Origin of the sequence: Streptomyces sp. NPDC088747 (assembly GCF_044751025.1) — a bacterium.
Classification (GTDB): Bacteria; Actinomycetota; Actinomycetes; order Streptomycetales; family Streptomycetaceae; genus Streptomyces.
Window position 1 is genome coordinate 31,885 of record NZ_JBIVKZ010000010.1, and the last position, 15,029, is coordinate 46,913.

A 15,029-nucleotide genomic window follows, 5' to 3' on the forward strand; every position below is an offset into this window, starting at 1 on the left:
CGCTTACGCGATGTGCTCTTCCTGGAGATCCGCCGTGTGGCGGTTGGTGAAGCGCTTGACCAGCCGGTCGGCCTCGCGCTGCGGGAGCGTGGTGCCGTACGTCGCCTCCACGTCACCCCTGAACTGGCCCGACGTCGGATAGCTGCCGTCTATCGACTTCTTGAAGACCAGGTAGTAGTCCTCCTCGGTCGGCTCCGTGCCGCCGCCCGCGCCCATCTCACGGGTACGGCCCGGACCGGACGGGATCGGGAAGGTACCGGTGTCCTCCGGAGAGGGCTCCGGGTCGGGGACCGGCTCCTCGTACTGCTGCTGCGGGAACGTCGGCTGTTCGAACCGCTGCAACTCCTCGAACTGCTGCCGCTCCTCGAACCGCTGACGGGCCTGGAACCGCTGCTGTTCCTCGAACTGCTCGGCCTGCTGCTGCTCCGCGTACCACTGGTTGTACGCGACCTCGGGGTCGTACGTCGGGTCGTAGCCGCCCTGGTACGCGACGGCCTGCGGGTCCCGCGCGTGCAGCCACTGACTCTGCGGCTCGGCGTGGTCCTCCGGCTGCTCGGGGGGTTCGAGGGACTCGGGTCCGTCGGGAACGGGAAGCTGTTCGCGGGCGGGTGCCGCGTCGTTCCGCAGGACCGGTGCCGCGGGTTCGGGCTCGCGGGCCACCTCCAGCTGCGGCGCCGGGGGCAGGAGCGCGGGCTCGATACCGGCCGCCGCCAGGCCCGCGGGGGCCGTCTGGGCGAGCGGGACGCCGTACTTCGCGAGCCGCAGCGGCATCAGGGACTCCACCGGGGCCTTGCGGCGCCAGGCGCGGCCGTAGCGGGAACGCATCCGGGCCTGGTAGACGAGCCGCTCCTGCTCCAGCTTGATGACCTGCTCGTAGGAGCGCAGCTCCCACAGCTTCATCCGGCGCCACAGCAGGAAGGTGGGGAGCGGGGACAGCATCCAGCGGGTGAGGCGGACGCCCTCCATGTGCTTGTCGGCCGTGATGTCGGCGATCCGGCCGATCGCGTGCCGGGCCGCCTCGACGGAGACCACGAACAGGATCGGGATCACGGCGTGCATGCCGACGCCCAGCGGGTCCGGCCAGGCCGCCGCGCCGTTGAACGCGATCGTCGCCATGGTCAGCAGCCACGCCGTCTGGCGCAGCAGCGGGAAGGGGATCCTGATCCAGGTCAGGAGGAGGTCGAGGGCGAGCAGGACGCAGATGCCCGCGTCGATGCCGATCGGGAACACATAGCTGAAGTTCCCGAAGCCCTTCTCGATCGCGAGCTCGCGGACAGCCGCGTACGAACCGGCGAAGCCGATGCCCGCGATGACAACCGCACCGGCGACGACCACGCCGATGAGAATGCGGTGCGTGCGTGTGAGCTGAATGGGCGCGGACACCCGTACTCCCCTCCCCTTACTTGTCGTTGCGCGCAACAGGGTGGCACATGTGTGCGGCGCACGGGCGCACGGTACGGCACGAGCCCGGTCCCCGTAGGGGCCGGGCTCCCGCAAACGGCCTGGTGGCACTACGAGTTACGCCACAGAGCCGGATCCGCGTACGTCCGGAACGGATCCGGCCGGATCGGGTCTCCGCCGGGGTTACCGCCGGTCCGGATCAGCTCTTGGTCGCCGACTCGGACGGGGACGCGGACGACGAGGCGCTCTTCGAGGCCGACTTCGACGCGGACTTCGAGGGGGACGCGCTCGATCCGGCGCCGCCGCTCTCGTTCGCCGCGGTCACCGAAGCCACCGCCTCCTTCGCCGCCTTCTGCGCCGACTTCAGCAGGGTCGCGGCGGACGGCGCCTTCTCGCCCGCCAGACCCGCGCCGTTGTAGTCGACCGTGACGACGACGTTCTCGACGCGGGCCACGACCGTCTGCTGCTTGAAGGCGCCTTCCTTCTTCTTCAGGTCGTAACTCACCGCCGTCGCCTCATCGCCCGTGCCGGACACCGGGGCCGACTTCGTGTTCTTCGCGCCCGAGACCGCCTTGGCGCCACCGACCTGCTTCTCGAAGTACGCGTGCGCCTGGTCCTCGCCGGCGCCGCGCCCGTCCGACTCGAAGCGCAGCAGGGCCACGTTCAGCCAGCGGTACTGCGAGCCCTTCACACCGTTGCTGTCGAGACTCGTCCAGTAGCAGTTGCCGCGCGAGGAGACCTCACCCGTCGTGCCCTTCTTGCCGGACTTGCCCGCCTCCGGGACGAGTTCGCCCAGCGTCTTCTTCGACAGCACCGAGCAGGACTCGGGCAACGTCTCGTACGCGGCCACCTGTACGGCGTTCGCGGAAGCACTCTCCGACGCCTGCGCGTCCGGGCTCGCACCGGAGCTGCTGTCCTTGTCGCCGGACGCGGCGCCGGAGCCGGATCCGGAGTCCGAGTCCGAGGAACAGCCTGCGGCGACAAGCATCACCGGGACGGCGGCTGCGCTGACAAGGATGCGGGTGAGTCGCGGTACTCGGCCTACTCGCTTTACTGGTCGGTGCATGGTTCCTTCACTCGTGGCGCTCGTGGTACGGCCGCACATGGAAGGTGCGGCCGGTCGGGTCCGAGGGGCCACGGTACGCGGTGAGACAGGGCAGTGGTCCCGCTTCGCGGGCTTTGCGCAACCGCCCGGAACCCCCCTCGGGACCCGCTAACCGTTGAGCGTGTCCGCCAGCTTCGCGGCCAGATTCCGCGCCCTGTCCTGCATTTCCTTGCTGTCCGGCACCTCGCCCGTGACCGTCGGCTGCTCGTCGTACTCGATCGTCACGATCACGTTGGACGTGCGGAACACCACAGTCACCGTGCGCTGCTGGGCCGTCGAGGTGGCCGGGCTGAGGGTGTCGTCCAGGTACGCCTGGTCGCCCAGACCGTCGAGGACGCGGGGTTGGAGAGAGGTCGGAGTCGCGTCCGCGGAGGGAGAGGAAGAGGAGGCGTCGGAGGAAGAGGAGGAGGCCGACGCCGAGCCGGACGGGGTCGAGGAGGGGGAGGAGCCGCCGTTGGCGGAGGAGGAGGCCGAGGGGGAGCCGGACGGGGACGCGGAATCGCCGGCGTCCGGGCTCTCCGAGTCCTCCGGGGTCGCGGAGGCGGACGGCTCGGGCAGATCCGCCGCGGTCTCCTTGATCGTGTAGAGGTCCGTGGCCCTGCTGTCGTCGCTCACCGCGTTGTCGTAACTGACCACGCGCTCGAAATCGACGAGGAGGTGGTCGGTGGCGCTGTCGGACTCCACCTTCCAGCGGCAGCCGACCCGGCGGTCGGTGTCGTACGTGAGCGTCGGCGTCCCCTCGTACGCCGTGCCGCGCCTCTCCTCGTCGGCGATCTGCCTGATGCCGGGCAGCAGGGAGTCGAGGGTGCCGTGGTCGATGGCGGCGCAGGCCTCGGGGAGCGTGCGGTACCTGCCGGGCTGGGCCACGGCGGCCTTCGTACCGGAGTCGCCCGGCTTCGAGTCGTCCGTGGCGCCGTCGCCGTCCGAACCGCCCGTGCAGCCGGCCAGCAGTGCCGCGAGGAGTGCGGTGACGCCGGTTACATACGCCTTCCGCTGCACGGTCAGGCTCCTCTCGACCCTTCCCGACGGCCTGGGGCCCGGGATGTCCTGTGGTTATTCGGTTGCCGCGTGGGGGCGGCCCCTGGAGACAATGTGTATCGCACGCACTGCCGTGAACGCCGGTCCGTTGTCCGTTACGTAGACCTTGGCGACGGTTTTTGCGTTCTGATACTTCTGTTTGTTTTCGGGGGAAAGAGAACGATATGTCGTACGTAGAGGTACCGGGCGCCAAGGTTCCCATCCGCATGTGGACCGACCCTGCGTCGGTCGAGGACGTGGCCCTGCGTCAGCTCCAGAACGTGGCGACCCTGCCGTGGATCAAGGGCCTCGCCGTCATGCCCGACGTCCACTACGGCAAGGGCGCGACCGTCGGCTCCGTCATCGCCATGCGCGACGCGGTGTGCCCGGCGGCGGTCGGGGTCGACATCGGCTGCGGGATGTCCGCCGTCAGGACGTCGCTCACCGCCAACGACCTGCCGGGGGACCTTTCCCGACTTCGCTCGAAGGTCGAGGAGGCCATTCCGGTGGGGCGGGGGATGCACGAGTCGGCCGTCCAGCCGGGACGGTTCCACGGGCTGGCCACCGCGGGGTGGGACGACTTCTGGGGGCGGTTCGACGGGGTCGCGGAGGCGGTTAAGTTCCGTCTGGAGCGTGCCACCAAGCAGATGGGGACCCTTGGTGGGGGCAATCACTTCGTTGAGGTGTGCGTTGACACATCCGATGCGGTGTGGCTCATGCTCCACTCCGGTTCCAGGAACATCGGTAAGGAACTCGCCGAGTTCCATATAGGTGTCGCCCAGAGCCTTCCGCACAATCAGGGACTGGTCGACCGCGACCTCGCGGTGTTCGTCTCGGACACCCCGCAGATGGCCGCGTACAGGAACGACCTCTTCTGGGCGCAGGAATACGCGAAGCACAACCGCACGCTGATGATGGCGCTCCTCAAGGACGTGGTCCGCAAGGAGTTCAAGAAGGCGAAGCCGACTTTCGAGCCGGAGATCAGTGCACATCACAACTATGTTTCCGAGGAGCGCTACGGCGGGATGGACCTGCTGGTGACCCGTAAGGGCGCCATTCGCGCGGGCGCCGGGGAGTACGGAATCATTCCGGGCTCGATGGGCACGGGTTCGTACATCGTGAAGGGTCTCGGTAACGAGAAGGCGTTCAACTCGGCGTCTCACGGGGCGGGTCGGCGTATGAGCCGTAACGCTGCGAAGCGCCGTTTCTCGACGAAGGACCTGGAGGAGCAGACACGGGGTGTCGAGTGCCGCAAGGACTCGGGCGTCGTGGACGAGATTCCGGGGGCCTACAAGCCGATCGAGCAGGTGATGGAGCAGCAGAGCGACCTGGTGGAGGTCGTCGCGAAGCTGAAGCAGGTTGTCTGCGTGAAGGGCTAGGCGTAAAGGCTTGGCGTGGAGCCCAGAGGTGAATCCATCGGCCGGGACGGCAGTTCCGGCCGAGGGATTTCTTGTGCCTCGGGGACTTCAGTGGAGTTGCTTTTCGAAGAGGGTGACTGTGTACGGGTCGCCGAGGCCTGTTGTGACGTGGTGTCGGCCTGTGGGGGTGTAGCCCGCGGACTCGTAGTACGTGTGCAGGCGGGTGTTGGTGGTGAGGCAGTCGAGGCGGGCCAGGGGGCGGCCGGTGGCGGTGATGCGGGCTTCCGCCGCGGCGAGGAGGTGGCGGCCGGTGCCGGGCGGGGCCGTGGCGCGGTCGGTCATCAGGCGGTGGATGTAGGCGGCGGTGGGGGGTTGGGGGCCCCAGGCCGCCGGGTCCTCCCACCAGAGTTCCCAGGCGCCGACCGGGTGGTCGCCCAGGTGGGCCAGCCAGATCTCGGCCTGTTCGAGAGCGGCGCGGAAGTGGGCCTCCGTCATCTCGCCCGGTGTCCACTGGTCGATTCCCCGGGACACCTGCCAGGTGGCCGCCGCGTCGCGCAGGCGGACCAGGGTGGGGAGGTCGGCCTCCGTCGCCCGACGGAAGGTCGGGGGCGGGGGGTTGGGCGGCGGGGCCTCGTTGCCTGCGGGCGCGGTCTCAGCATGGAGTGCGGAAGGTATGTCTCTGGTCACAACTCGCCAGCGTAGGGAGGGAGTTCGCTACTTCGCGTGCATGACCGCGTAGATCATGACGAACGCCACGATGTGGATGCCGAAGAGGAAGTACGCCAGGTACCACCAGACGTAGCGTTCGTCCTTCGTCTCCTGGGTCAGCCGGCGCTGCTCCCGGTCCCGTTCGTCCGCGGCGTCCTCCGGCATCCCGTCCGGCATCACAACTCCCGGTGGACCTTCGCGTTCGACGCCTGGGCGCGCGGGCGGACGACGAGGAGGTCGATGTTGACGTGGCTGGGGCGGGTGACCGCCCAGGTGATCGTGTCGGCGACGTCCTCCGCGGTGAGGGGCTGGGCCACGCCCGCGTAGACCTTGGCGGCCTTCTCCTCGTCGCCCCCGAAGCGGGTCAGCGCGAACTCGTCCGTCTTGACCATGCCGGGCGCGACCTCGATGACACGGACCGGGGTGCCGACGATCTCCAGCCGGAGGGTCTCGGCGAGGACGTGTTCGGCGTGCTTGGCCGCGACGTAGCCGCCGCCGCCCTCGTACGTGCTGAAGCCGGCCGTCGAGGAGAGGACGACCACCGTTCCGTCGCCGCTCGCCGTCAGGGCGGGCAGCAGGGCCTGGGTGACGTTCAGCGTGCCGATGACGTTCGTCTCGTACATCTGGCGCCAGTCGGCCGGGTCGCCCGTCGCGACGGGATCGGCGCCCAGCGCGCCGCCGGCGTTGTTCACCAGGACGCCGATCGTCTTGAAGGCGCCGGCGAACTCGTCCACCGCCGCGCGGTCGGTGACGTCGAGGGTGTACGCCGTCGCCTGGTGGCCCGTCGCCGTCAGCTCCTCCGCGAGGGCCTCGATACGGTCCTTGCGGCGGGCGGTCAGGACGACGCGGTAGCCCGCGGCCGCCAGTTGCCGGGCCGTCGCGGCGCCGATGCCGCTGCTGGCGCCGGTGACGACGGCGATACGGGACGCGGCGGCGGGGCTCATACGGGTGCTCCTCGGGGCGGTGGCGGTGGCGCTGGCGCCGGCTGTGGCGGTGCGATGTCGTGCGGGGCGGGCGGCCGGCGTGTCCGGGCTGCTCGTGCGCCCGTGCACCTCGCCAGGATAGGCGGGGTGGGTGCGGGGGCGGTCGCTGACCTGGTCCATGGCGGGGGCGCCGCTTTCGCTGCGCGGATCGCGGGCTGCCGGGTGGACAACCCTTCAGTTTCCCCGTGGCCCGTACATGATCAGCGCCATGCCCACGAGGCAGACCAACGCGCCCGTGACGTCCCAGCGGTCCGGTTTGTAGCCGTCCGCCACCATCCCCCAGGCGATGGACCCCGCTACGAAGACGCCGCCGTACGCCGCGAGTACGCGTCCGAACTCGGCGTCCGGCTGGAGCGTGGCCACGAAGCCGTACACGCCGAGTGCCATCACGCCCGCGCCGATCCACAGCCAGCCGCGGTGTTCGCGTACGCCCTGCCAGACCAGCCAGGCGCCGCCGATCTCGAAAAGGGCGGCCAGGGCGAAGAGGGCGGCGGAGCGGGCGACGAACATGCGGTCACTTTCGCATGGCGGGTCGTGGCGTCCGTTCCGGCGTCCGGCGTCCGGCGTGTGGCGTCTTGGTGCTCGCCGGGTTCGTCGCCCGCGGGGGCGTGGGGGTCACCCTTGGACGCCTACCGGTGGTGGGGGGTCGGGGCCGTGCCGGTACATCCGCCCGTCGCCGGACGGGCACTTGGGTCGGTGGGATGGCCGGGCCTCGTGGTGACCACGTACGCGACGGGCATGTGATGTACCGGCACGGCCCCTTCCGTGGTCTCGCGGGTGCGGGCGGTCCGTACGCCGCTTACCGCAGACCCCGGGCGTAACCCGTGGGTGACACCCCCACCGTCGCGGTGAAGTCGCGGACGAGGTGGGCCTGGTCGGCGTAGCCGAGTTCGGCCGCCAGGGTCGCCCAGTCCGGTGGGCCGGAGGCTTCCGCGTGCTCCAGGGCTTCGTGGATGCGGTAGCGCAGGATGATCCACTTCGGGCCGACCCCGACGTACGCGGCGAAGAGGCGTTGCAGGGCCCGTACGGTCATGCCCTGGGCCTGGGCGAAGTCGCCGACGTGGCGGATGGTGCGGTCGGTGCGGATGCGGTCGACGAGGGTCATCGCGAGGTCGGACCGGGGGTCGGGACGGGGGTCGAGGGTCAGGAGGAAGGCGTCGAGGGCGGTCACTCGGGCGTCCTCGTCGTCGGGGGCGAGGATCGAGGTGACGATCGGGGTGAGGATCGTCGCCGAAATGCTCTCCGGGGATGCCGGATGCCGCACACCCGTCCCCTTCCCTCCAGTTTCTGGGTGAAGAGGCCGAGTCCGACGCCGGCGACCTCGCCGAAGGGTTCCCGTCCCTCGAACCGCTGGAAGACGACGTTCACGGACGGGTGCGGGACCACGTGGGAGGCGTATGGCTGGGGCAGGTCCCAGTCGATCAGCCAGTAGTGCTCCAGGTAGGGGCGCAGGGGCGGTGCGGGCTCGCGGCGGCGGAAGTGGACCCGGGAGAGGAGCTCGGCGGGGTCGACGATGCCTCGGGTGTCACGGCGTGGGGCGGCCATGCCCGGATGGTAGGGCGGGGCACCGACAGCCGTGGGGGCGAGGAAACCGGGGGGTGGGAATAGTGCGGTGGCCGGTCTCGTTTGCGGGTATAGTTGAATCGTAAACAACCTGCGGAGGGTGAGCGACCATGCAGTTCGGGATCTTCAGCGTCGGCGATGTGACACCGGACCCGACGATGGGACGGACGCCGACCGAGCACGAGCGCATCAAGGCCATGGTCGCCATCGCGCGCAAGGCCGAGGAGGTCGGCCTGGACGTCTTCGCGACCGGTGAGCACCACAACCCGCCGTTCGTGCCGTCGTCCCCCACCACGATGCTCGGCTATGTCGCGGCGAAGACCGAGAAGCTGATCCTCTCCACCTCGACCACGCTGATCACCACCAACGACCCGGTGAAGATCGCCGAGGACTTCGCGATGCTCCAGCACCTCGCGGACGGCCGGGTCGACCTGATGATGGGCCGCGGCAACACCGGCCCGGTCTACCCGTGGTTCGGCAAGGACATCCGCGAGGGCATCAACCTCGCCATCGAGAACTACGCGCTGCTGCACCGGCTGTGGCGCGAGGACGTGGTGACCTGGGAGGGCAAGTTCCGTACGCCCCTCCAGTCCTTCACCGCCACCCCGCGCCCGCTGGACGGCGTGCCGCCGTTCGTCTGGCACGGCTCCATCCGTTCGCCGGAGATCGCCGAGCAGGCCGCGTACTACGGCGACGGCTTCTTCCACAACAACATCTTCTGGCCCGCCGACCACACGAAGAGGATGGTCGAGCTCTACCGCGAGCGGTACGCGCACTACGGGCACGGCACCGCCGAGCAGGCGATCGTCGGCCTCGGCGGCCAGGTGTTCATGCGGCACAACTCGCAGGAGGCGGTACGGGAGTTCAGGCCGTACTTCGACAACGCGCCGGTCTACGGGCACGGGCCGTCCCTGGAGGACTTCACCGACCAGACGCCGCTGACCGTCGGGTCGCCGCAGCAGGTGATCGAGAAGACGCTGGCCTTCCGGGAGTACGCCGGTGACTACCAGCGCCAGTTGTTCCTGGTGGACCACGCGGGGCTGCCGCTGAAAACCGTCCTGGAGCAGCTCGACATGCTGGGCGAGGAGGTCGTGCCGGTGCTGCGCGAGGAGTTCGCGAAGGGCCGTCCGGCCGGGGTGCCGGACGCGCCGACCCACCGGTCCCTGCTGGCCGCGCGGAAGGACTCACCGGAAGGGGTGACCGTCGCATGAAGCGCCGTACGAAGCTCGTCGTCGTCTCGGCGGGGCTGAGCGTCCCGTCCTCCACGCGGCTGCTGGCCGACCGGCTGGCCGTCGCCACCGCCCGGGGCGCCGACGCCGACGTCCAGGTCGTCGAACTGCGCGACCTGGCCGTCGAGATCGCCCACAACTTCACCAACGGTTTCCCCGGCCCGGCGCTTGCCTCCGCGATCGAGGCGGTGACCGCGGCGGACGGACTCGTCGTCGTCACACCGGTCTTCTCCGCCTCCTACAGCGGGCTCTTCAAGTCCTTCTTCGACGTGCTGAGCGTCAGTGACCAGGACGCGCTCGCCGGAAAGCCGGTCCTCATCGCGGCCACCGGCGGCTCCGCCCGGCACTCGCTCGTCCTGGAGCACGCGCTCCGCCCCCTCTTCTCCTACCTGCGGGCCGTGGTCGTACCCACCGCGGTCTACGCGGCCTCGGAGGACTGGGGAGCCGAAGGGCTGGCCGCGCGTGTCGAGCGGGCCGCGGGGGAGCTGGCGGGCCTGATGGCCGGGGCCGCGTTCGTACGCGGGGAGGCCGCGGGGCCGGCTGCGGCCTCCGCGGGGCCGTCCGCGGCACCCGCCGCCAGCGGCGGCTTCGAAGTGGTCCCGTTCGCGCAGCAGCTCGCCGCGCTGCGGCCGTAACCACGTGGCCTCAAGGCCGCTGACTCAGGCCGCCCCCGTAGCCCGTCCTCGCTTCGGCCGATTCGGTCATGAGCGGGGCGGCCTGCCGGTCTCGGGCGGCGTCCTGGGCAACTGGTCCGCGCGGGGTGCACTGGCGCGTGATCTCCCACACGTGGCTAGGCTCGCCCGTATGGCTGACTTCTTGCAGGTGTCCACCGCGACGGAGACTCGCGAGCAGGCGGTGGAGCTGGCTCGGTCCGTGGTTGTCGAGCGGCTTGCCGCTGGGGCTCAGATCGTGGGGCCGGTGGTCTCCGCGTTCTGGCATGAGGGGGAGTTCGGGACCGGAGAGGAATGGCAGCTTCTCCTGAAGACCCACGCCGACCGGTACGCGGAGCTGGAGGCTCATCTCTTGGCGCACCACCCGTGGAAGAACCCGGAGGTGTCCGCCGTGCGCATCGTCGCCGGGTCGGACGCGTATCTGCGATGGGTGGCAACGGCGGCTGCGCCGCTCCCCGCCGAGTAGGGCTTCAGATCCTGGCTTTCTCCAGTACTTCGGCAACCGCTGGAAAGGTGCTGTGATCGCCGAGTCGTCGGAGTACGGGAGACAGGCGCTCCCTGGGGCGAACGGATGCCACTCCGGCGGCCAGATCCACTGCCCGCCCGAGGGTGGCAGCGGCCTGTTCCGCTTCTCCGGCGCTCAGATATGAGTCAGCCAGCCACGACAGGTACAGGCTCTTGTCCCGCGCGTGGGTGTCGTCGTACCGGGCGAGCGCGTCTTCCAGGACGGGGACCGCGCGCAGTGGGCGCCGCAGCTCCGTCCAGCACCGGCCGCTCATGATCCGCAGTTCGTTCCGGTCGACCCATGCCGCCCAGTCGGGCTGTGGAGCCGCGTTGGTGTCGACGTCGTCGAGGGCGGATTCCGCGGCGCCGAGAGCGCGTTCGGTCTCCGGGGCGTTTCCGGCGACCGCATGAGCCCACGCCAGGCGCTCCTGGAGCAGCGCGCGCACTGCTGGAGCAGCGTCAGGGCCTGCGGTGGCGCAGGAGCGGGAGGCTGTCTCCAAGCCGGCCGTCCGGTTCCCGCTGACCGCCTGGTAGGCGAGGAACGCGAGTGCGTTACTGGCCAGGGCTGTGTCCCCGGCCTCTACTCCGGCTGTGCGGCTGTCCTTGTACAAACTGGTCGCGTCCGCGTGCCTGCCCCCGTCGAAGGCGGCCCATCCGGCTTGCTGCGCCTGCTCGGCGAGGACGGAGAGCAGTGCTTGCCGAGTGCGCTCGGTGTAGGTGCAGTCGCGTAGCAGAGCCTTCGTCGCCTGGTATTCGCCGAGGTAGACCCGGTAGGTGTCCCCGCCGCCGAGCACGTCGTCCAGGCGCCTCAGGCGTGCTGTGCGCTCGCGTAGCCGTTCGGGGAGGTCGCGACCCACTTGTCGGCCGGTCAAGGGGCGGGCAAGGTCGGGCAGGCTGACTGTCAGTCCGACTCCGGCTGATGCCTTGAGGAGCTCCCTGCGCCGCACTTCGTCTCCGTCTCCGTCGGCCGCGGTGGCATCGGCAGACGTGGTGGGTGTCCGACGCGGCGGGACCGATGTTTCCCACGCACGTGGAGCGAGACCTAGCGCGCTGCCGGAGATCCGCAGAGCGTCGGCGATCCGTGTGATCTTCTCGAAGGTGGTCACGCTGCCCTCACCGCGCGCCAAGGCTCCGACACGTTCCGGCTTTATGCCGCATTCAGTCGCGATCTTCGAGTAGCTGATCCCGACATCACGGCGTGCGAGCCGGAACACCGTGCCGAAGTCGTGGGCGGCGATCGCGGCCCTCATATCCGAGCGGTCCAGAAGATCGCGCGGCAGCGCGGCCAGCGGTTCGTAACCAGTCATGTAGAAGCCCCGTCGCGCCTGTGCTGGTGACAGTGTGTCGCGTGGCGTGACTCTCAGCCTACCCATGATGGGGATACCCGTGGGCGGGAAGCCAGGTGCCTTGCCAGGCCGGACAGTTGAGGCGTTCAGACCCCGCGACCGCGTGACCGCTCCGGGGGCGTGACCACCTGAAAGAGCAGGTCGACATGGACCACGCCATCGCCCATCGCTTCGCCCTCCTGTTGCGGCTTCGTTCGCCCGCATCCCGCTCACGCCGACATCGGTCACGGCGGGCTCTCCGCACGGCGGTGACGCCGTGACCGATGGCGTGACTCGACCGAAGGTGGGATCGCTGGCGGTGGACAAGCGGACGGGCGAGGTCGCCGAGGTCATGGGGTACGAGGGCCCGTACGTACAACTCCGGCCTCTTCGGGGAGGCAAGGAGTGGGACGTTCCCCCTGAGGAACTGCGGGACGCCGACCCGTCTGAGGCGCTGAGCGCCAAGGTGGCCGTAGCCAACGGAAGGTGGAGGAAGTGAGTGCGCGCGCGGTCGTGCGTCATGAGATCTGGACGCTGGAGCCGGACCGTGAGCCCGACGCGGAGCCGACGACGTACGCGATGCAGTGCGCGGTGTGCGAGGCCACCTCGGCAGCCGGCGTGGACTTCGGTGACCCACAGGACTGGGTGCTGGCCCACTGCGGTCGGAACCCGTCCCACCACTCGTACCGGGAGATCATCACTCGGCCATGGCGGACTTGGCGGCGGCCCTGACGCGGGACTCCCACCACGTCGGGCGGTTTCTGGCCTCCGACGCAGCGGGGCCGCATGGTTCCGTATCGCCCCGGCGGCGCTGCCGGTTCGGTACTGGCACTGATAGGGCGGTGAGAGCCGGGTAAGAAGCAGGCCCCGGTGGCTGTTCGGCAGGTGGTGCGGGGGGTGGGGGAGGCAGACTGAGGGGGTGCCCCAGAATGTGCTGCTTGCCGAGGACGACCGGGCCATTCGTCATGCGCTGGAGAGGGCGCTGACGCTGGAGGGGTACGAGGTGACGGCCGTCGCCGACGGGGTGGCGGCCCTGGCGCAGGCCCATCGGACGCCCCCCGACGTGCTGGTTCTCGATGTGATGATGCCCGGCATCGACGGGTTGCAGGTCTGCCGGGTGCTGCGTGCGGAGGGGAACCGGACGCCGATCCTGATGCTCACCGCGCTGGTGGAGACCGCCGACCGTATCGCGGGGCTGGACGCGGGGGCCGACGACTACGTGGTCAAGCCGTTCGACGTCGAGGAGGTCTTCGCGCGGCTGCGGGCGCTGCTGCGCCGTACGGGCGGCGGGGATCTCGCCGACGGCGGTGCGGAGGGGGCGGCGCGGGCCCTGCCCGGCCTGCCCGTTCCGCCGGGGCAGGTCGTCGTGGCCGGGCTGCGCATGGACACCCACGCCCGGCGGGTGTGGCGCGGGGAGCGCGAGGTGGAGCTCACGCGGACCGAGTTCGAGCTGCTCGAACTGCTCGCCCGCAACGCGGGCATCGTGCTCGACCACGCCACGATCTACGACCGGATCTGGGGCTACGACTTCGGCCCCGGGTCGAAGAACCTCGCCGTGTACGTGGGATATCTGCGGCGCAAGCTGGAGCAGCCGGGGGCGCCGGGGCTGATCCACACGGTGCGGGGTGTGGGGTACGTGCTGAGGGAGGACTGAGTGCCTCCGCGGCTCCCCGGACGGCTCTCTCGGGTCCGGTTCCGGCGGCTCTCCTCGCTGCGGGCCACCTTCACGCTGTCCTTCGCGGCGGTGGCCGCCGTCGTCACCGTCCTGGTCGGGTTCCTGAGCTACGACGCCGCCGCCCGGCTGGTACGCGTGGACCAGCAGACCGTCTTCGCCGGAGTGGTGCAGGACCTGCGGGACGAGGTGCGTCAGCGCGAGCTGGGCCCGGACGACTTCACGTCCACCGATCCCGGCCACCGGGGGGCGCTCGAAAGGATCGTGCGGCCCAGCCGTACGGACGTGCAGGTGCTCGGGCCGGGCGGCGCGGTGGCTGGTACCGGGCACCCCGCGCTGCCCGTCGTCGCCGCCGACCGGCAGGTCTCGGACGCCCCGGCCGCGGGCACCTTCGCCGAGCGCAAGGAGGTCGAGGTTGGCGACAGCCGCTTCCGGGTGGCGACCGTCGCGCTCGGCGGCGGGCGGGGGGCCGTCCAGGTCGCCCAGGAGTTCAGCGACACCGAGGACCTGCTGAACGAGCTCCAGCAGCGGACCGTCCTGCTCGTCGCGGCCGTCGTCGTCGCTTCGGGGCTGTTCGGGTGGTGGCTGGCCCGCCGGATCACCCGGCGGCTGGTGCGGCTCGCGGGCGCCGCCGAGGACGTGGCGCGCACCGGGCGGCTCGGGATCCAGGTGCCGGTCGCGGGGTACGACGAGGTGGCCAGGCTCGGGCGTTCCTTCGACCGGATGCTCGGCCGGCTCGCCCAGTCCGAGGAGGACCAGCGGCGGCTGGTCCAGGACGCGGGACACGAGCTCCGTACGCCGCTGACCTCGCTGCGTACGAACATCTCCATGCTCCGGCGCATCGACGAACTGCCGCCCGCCGCGCGCGAGGAACTCGTCGCCGACCTGGCTCTGGAGTCGCGTGAACTGACCGACCTCGTCAACGAGTTGGTGGCGCTGGCGGCGGGGCGGTCCGACACCGAGCCGGTGCGGCGGGTCGATCTGGGGGAGCTCGCCGAGGATGTCGCCGTCGTCGCCCGGCGGCGCAGCGGGCGTGACATCGTCGTCCGGCTGAGCGGGGACACCGACATCGACGGACGGCCCACCGCGTTGCAGCGGGCCGTGTCCAACCTGGTGGAGAACGCGGTCAAGTTCGACCGGGGCGGGTCCGCGGCGATCGAGGTCGCCGTGACCGGCGCCGCGCCGGACGGCCACCCCGGCGCTGTCCGCGTCGAGGTGCTCGACCGGGGCCCCGGGATCGACGCCGGCGACCTGGAGCGCGTCTTCGACCGCTTCTACCGGGCCCCGGACGCCCGCAGCCTGCCCGGCTCCGGGCTCGGCCTCTCCATCGTCCGCGAGGTCGCCGTGGGCCACGGCGGAGCCCCCTTCGCCCGGCTGCGGGCCGGGGGAGGCCTGGTCATCGGGTTCACGGTGGGGGACGCGGAGGATCCGGTGAGCGAGGGGGTCCGCTAGCGGGAGGGGGTCCGCCAGCGGGGACCGAGGGCGAGGGCGAA

Annotated in this window: 16 protein-coding genes and 1 pseudogene; 8 read left to right on the forward strand and 9 right to left on the reverse strand. The window is 70.5% G+C overall.

The window, feature by feature from the left end; translation table 11 throughout:
* Positions 1 to 3 precede the first annotated feature (3 nt).
* The 3 genes from ACIP79_RS23260 to ACIP79_RS23270 form a co-directional block, all read right to left on the reverse strand.
* Complete coding sequence (locus tag ACIP79_RS23260; protein ID WP_401226345.1) at positions 4 to 1,383, reverse strand: DUF2637 domain-containing protein; 1,380 nt, start codon at positions 1,381 to 1,383, stop codon at positions 4 to 6.
* A gap of 217 nt (positions 1,384 to 1,600) precedes the next feature.
* The gene (locus tag ACIP79_RS23265; protein ID WP_401226348.1) at positions 1,601 to 2,467 is read right to left on the reverse strand and encodes a DUF3558 domain-containing protein; all 867 of its coding nucleotides are present in this window, start codon (positions 2,465 to 2,467) and stop codon (positions 1,601 to 1,603) included.
* Between the two features lie 147 nt (positions 2,468 to 2,614).
* Entirely contained in the window at positions 2,615 to 3,505 is an 891-nt protein-coding gene (locus ACIP79_RS23270) for a DUF3558 domain-containing protein (RefSeq protein WP_401226351.1), read from the reverse strand.
* A 203-nt stretch (positions 3,506 to 3,708) separates the two neighbouring features.
* Here ACIP79_RS23270 and ACIP79_RS23275 point away from each other — a divergent pair, with 203 nt between their 5' ends.
* A complete protein-coding gene (locus ACIP79_RS23275) occupies positions 3,709 to 4,902 on the forward strand; it encodes an RtcB family protein (RefSeq protein WP_401226353.1) in 1,194 nt (397 codons plus the stop codon).
* An 87-nt stretch (positions 4,903 to 4,989) separates the two neighbouring features.
* On the opposite strand, the gene ACIP79_RS23280 is transcribed toward ACIP79_RS23275, so the two are convergent.
* The 5 genes and pseudogenes from ACIP79_RS23280 to ACIP79_RS23300 all read right to left on the reverse strand — a co-directional run bounded on the left by ACIP79_RS23280 (position 4,990) and on the right by ACIP79_RS23300 (position 8,117).
* Positions 4,990 to 5,568 carry a GNAT family N-acetyltransferase gene (locus ACIP79_RS23280; protein ID WP_401226355.1) on the reverse strand — a complete coding sequence of 193 codons (579 nt, stop codon included), beginning with the start codon at positions 5,566 to 5,568 and terminating at the stop codon, positions 4,990 to 4,992.
* 27 nt (positions 5,569 to 5,595) lie between these two features.
* The gene (locus tag ACIP79_RS23285; RefSeq protein WP_401226358.1) at positions 5,596 to 5,766 is read right to left on the reverse strand and encodes a hypothetical protein; all 171 of its coding nucleotides are present in this window, start codon (positions 5,764 to 5,766) and stop codon (positions 5,596 to 5,598) included.
* Positions 5,766 to 6,533 carry an SDR family NAD(P)-dependent oxidoreductase gene (locus ACIP79_RS23290; RefSeq protein ID WP_383684727.1) on the reverse strand — a complete coding sequence of 256 codons (768 nt, stop codon included), beginning with the start codon at positions 6,531 to 6,533 and terminating at the stop codon, positions 5,766 to 5,768. Before ACIP79_RS23290 ends, ACIP79_RS23285 begins: the two co-directional genes overlap by 1 nt.
* Positions 6,534 to 6,746: 213 nt before the next feature.
* Positions 6,747 to 7,082, reverse strand: a complete 336-nt coding sequence (locus tag ACIP79_RS23295; RefSeq protein ID WP_401226360.1) for a YnfA family protein — start codon at positions 7,080 to 7,082, stop codon at positions 6,747 to 6,749.
* A 289-nt stretch (positions 7,083 to 7,371) separates the two neighbouring features.
* A pseudogene (locus tag ACIP79_RS23300) lies at positions 7,372 to 8,117 on the reverse strand (helix-turn-helix domain-containing protein).
* A 128-nt stretch (positions 8,118 to 8,245) separates the two neighbouring features.
* Here ACIP79_RS23300 and ACIP79_RS23305 point away from each other — a divergent pair.
* From ACIP79_RS23305 to cutA, 3 genes are all read left to right on the forward strand, one after another.
* The gene (locus ACIP79_RS23305; RefSeq protein ID WP_401226363.1) at positions 8,246 to 9,346 is read left to right on the forward strand and encodes an LLM class flavin-dependent oxidoreductase; all 1,101 of its coding nucleotides are present in this window, start codon (positions 8,246 to 8,248) and stop codon (positions 9,344 to 9,346) included.
* Positions 9,343 to 9,999, forward strand: a complete 657-nt coding sequence (locus tag ACIP79_RS23310; protein ID WP_401226365.1) for an FMN reductase — start codon at positions 9,343 to 9,345, stop codon at positions 9,997 to 9,999. Before ACIP79_RS23305 ends, ACIP79_RS23310 begins: the two co-directional genes overlap by 4 nt.
* Positions 10,000 to 10,168: 169 nt before the next feature.
* Positions 10,169 to 10,501 carry a divalent-cation tolerance protein CutA gene (gene cutA / locus ACIP79_RS23315; RefSeq protein ID WP_401226368.1) on the forward strand — a complete coding sequence of 111 codons (333 nt, stop codon included), beginning with the start codon at positions 10,169 to 10,171 and terminating at the stop codon, positions 10,499 to 10,501.
* Between the two features lie 4 nt (positions 10,502 to 10,505).
* On the opposite strand, the gene ACIP79_RS23320 is transcribed toward cutA, so the two are convergent.
* Positions 10,506 to 11,846, reverse strand: a complete 1,341-nt coding sequence (locus ACIP79_RS23320; protein ID WP_401226370.1) for an XRE family transcriptional regulator — start codon at positions 11,844 to 11,846, stop codon at positions 10,506 to 10,508.
* A gap of 307 nt (positions 11,847 to 12,153) precedes the next feature.
* On the opposite strand from ACIP79_RS23320, the gene ACIP79_RS23325 reads away from it, so the two are divergent.
* From ACIP79_RS23325 to ACIP79_RS23340, 4 genes are all read left to right on the forward strand, one after another.
* Positions 12,154 to 12,363 (forward strand): hypothetical protein, encoded by a 210-nt coding sequence (locus ACIP79_RS23325; protein ID WP_401226736.1) that lies wholly within the window; start codon positions 12,154 to 12,156, stop codon positions 12,361 to 12,363.
* Positions 12,360 to 12,596 (forward strand): hypothetical protein, encoded by a 237-nt coding sequence (locus tag ACIP79_RS23330; protein WP_401226372.1) that lies wholly within the window; start codon positions 12,360 to 12,362, stop codon positions 12,594 to 12,596. The genes ACIP79_RS23325 and ACIP79_RS23330 overlap by 4 nt, the downstream gene beginning before the upstream one ends.
* 187 nt (positions 12,597 to 12,783) lie before the next feature.
* On the forward strand, positions 12,784 to 13,518 hold the full coding sequence (locus ACIP79_RS23335; protein WP_401226373.1) for a response regulator transcription factor: 735 nt from the start codon (positions 12,784 to 12,786) through the stop codon (positions 13,516 to 13,518).
* Positions 13,519 to 14,988: a sensor histidine kinase gene (locus ACIP79_RS23340; RefSeq protein ID WP_401226375.1), complete on the forward strand. Its 1,470-nt coding sequence runs from the start codon at positions 13,519 to 13,521 to the stop codon at positions 14,986 to 14,988. It abuts the gene before it with no gap.
* Positions 14,989 to 15,029 lie beyond the last annotated feature (41 nt).

Coding starts and splice junctions, on each gene's coding strand:
- ACIP79_RS23295 (WP_401226360.1), bottom strand. CDS start 7,082: ATGTTCGTCGCCCGCTCCGCCGCCCTCTTCGCCCTGGCCGCCCTTTTC.
- ACIP79_RS23310 (WP_401226365.1), top strand. CDS start 9,343: ATGAAGCGCCGTACGAAGCTCGTCGTCGTCTCGGCGGGGCTGAGCGTC.
- ACIP79_RS23285 (WP_401226358.1), bottom strand. CDS start 5,766: ATGCCGGACGGGATGCCGGAGGACGCCGCGGACGAACGGGACCGGGAG.
- ACIP79_RS23320 (WP_401226370.1), bottom strand. CDS start 11,846: ATGACTGGTTACGAACCGCTGGCCGCGCTGCCGCGCGATCTTCTGGAC.
- ACIP79_RS23265 (WP_401226348.1), bottom strand. CDS start 2,467: ATGCACCGACCAGTAAAGCGAGTAGGCCGAGTACCGCGACTCACCCGC.
- ACIP79_RS23290 (WP_383684727.1), bottom strand. CDS start 6,533: ATGAGCCCCGCCGCCGCGTCCCGTATCGCCGTCGTCACCGGCGCCAGC.
- ACIP79_RS23305 (WP_401226363.1), top strand. CDS start 8,246: ATGCAGTTCGGGATCTTCAGCGTCGGCGATGTGACACCGGACCCGACG.
- ACIP79_RS23275 (WP_401226353.1), top strand. CDS start 3,709: ATGTCGTACGTAGAGGTACCGGGCGCCAAGGTTCCCATCCGCATGTGG.
- cutA (WP_401226368.1), top strand. CDS start 10,169: ATGGCTGACTTCTTGCAGGTGTCCACCGCGACGGAGACTCGCGAGCAG.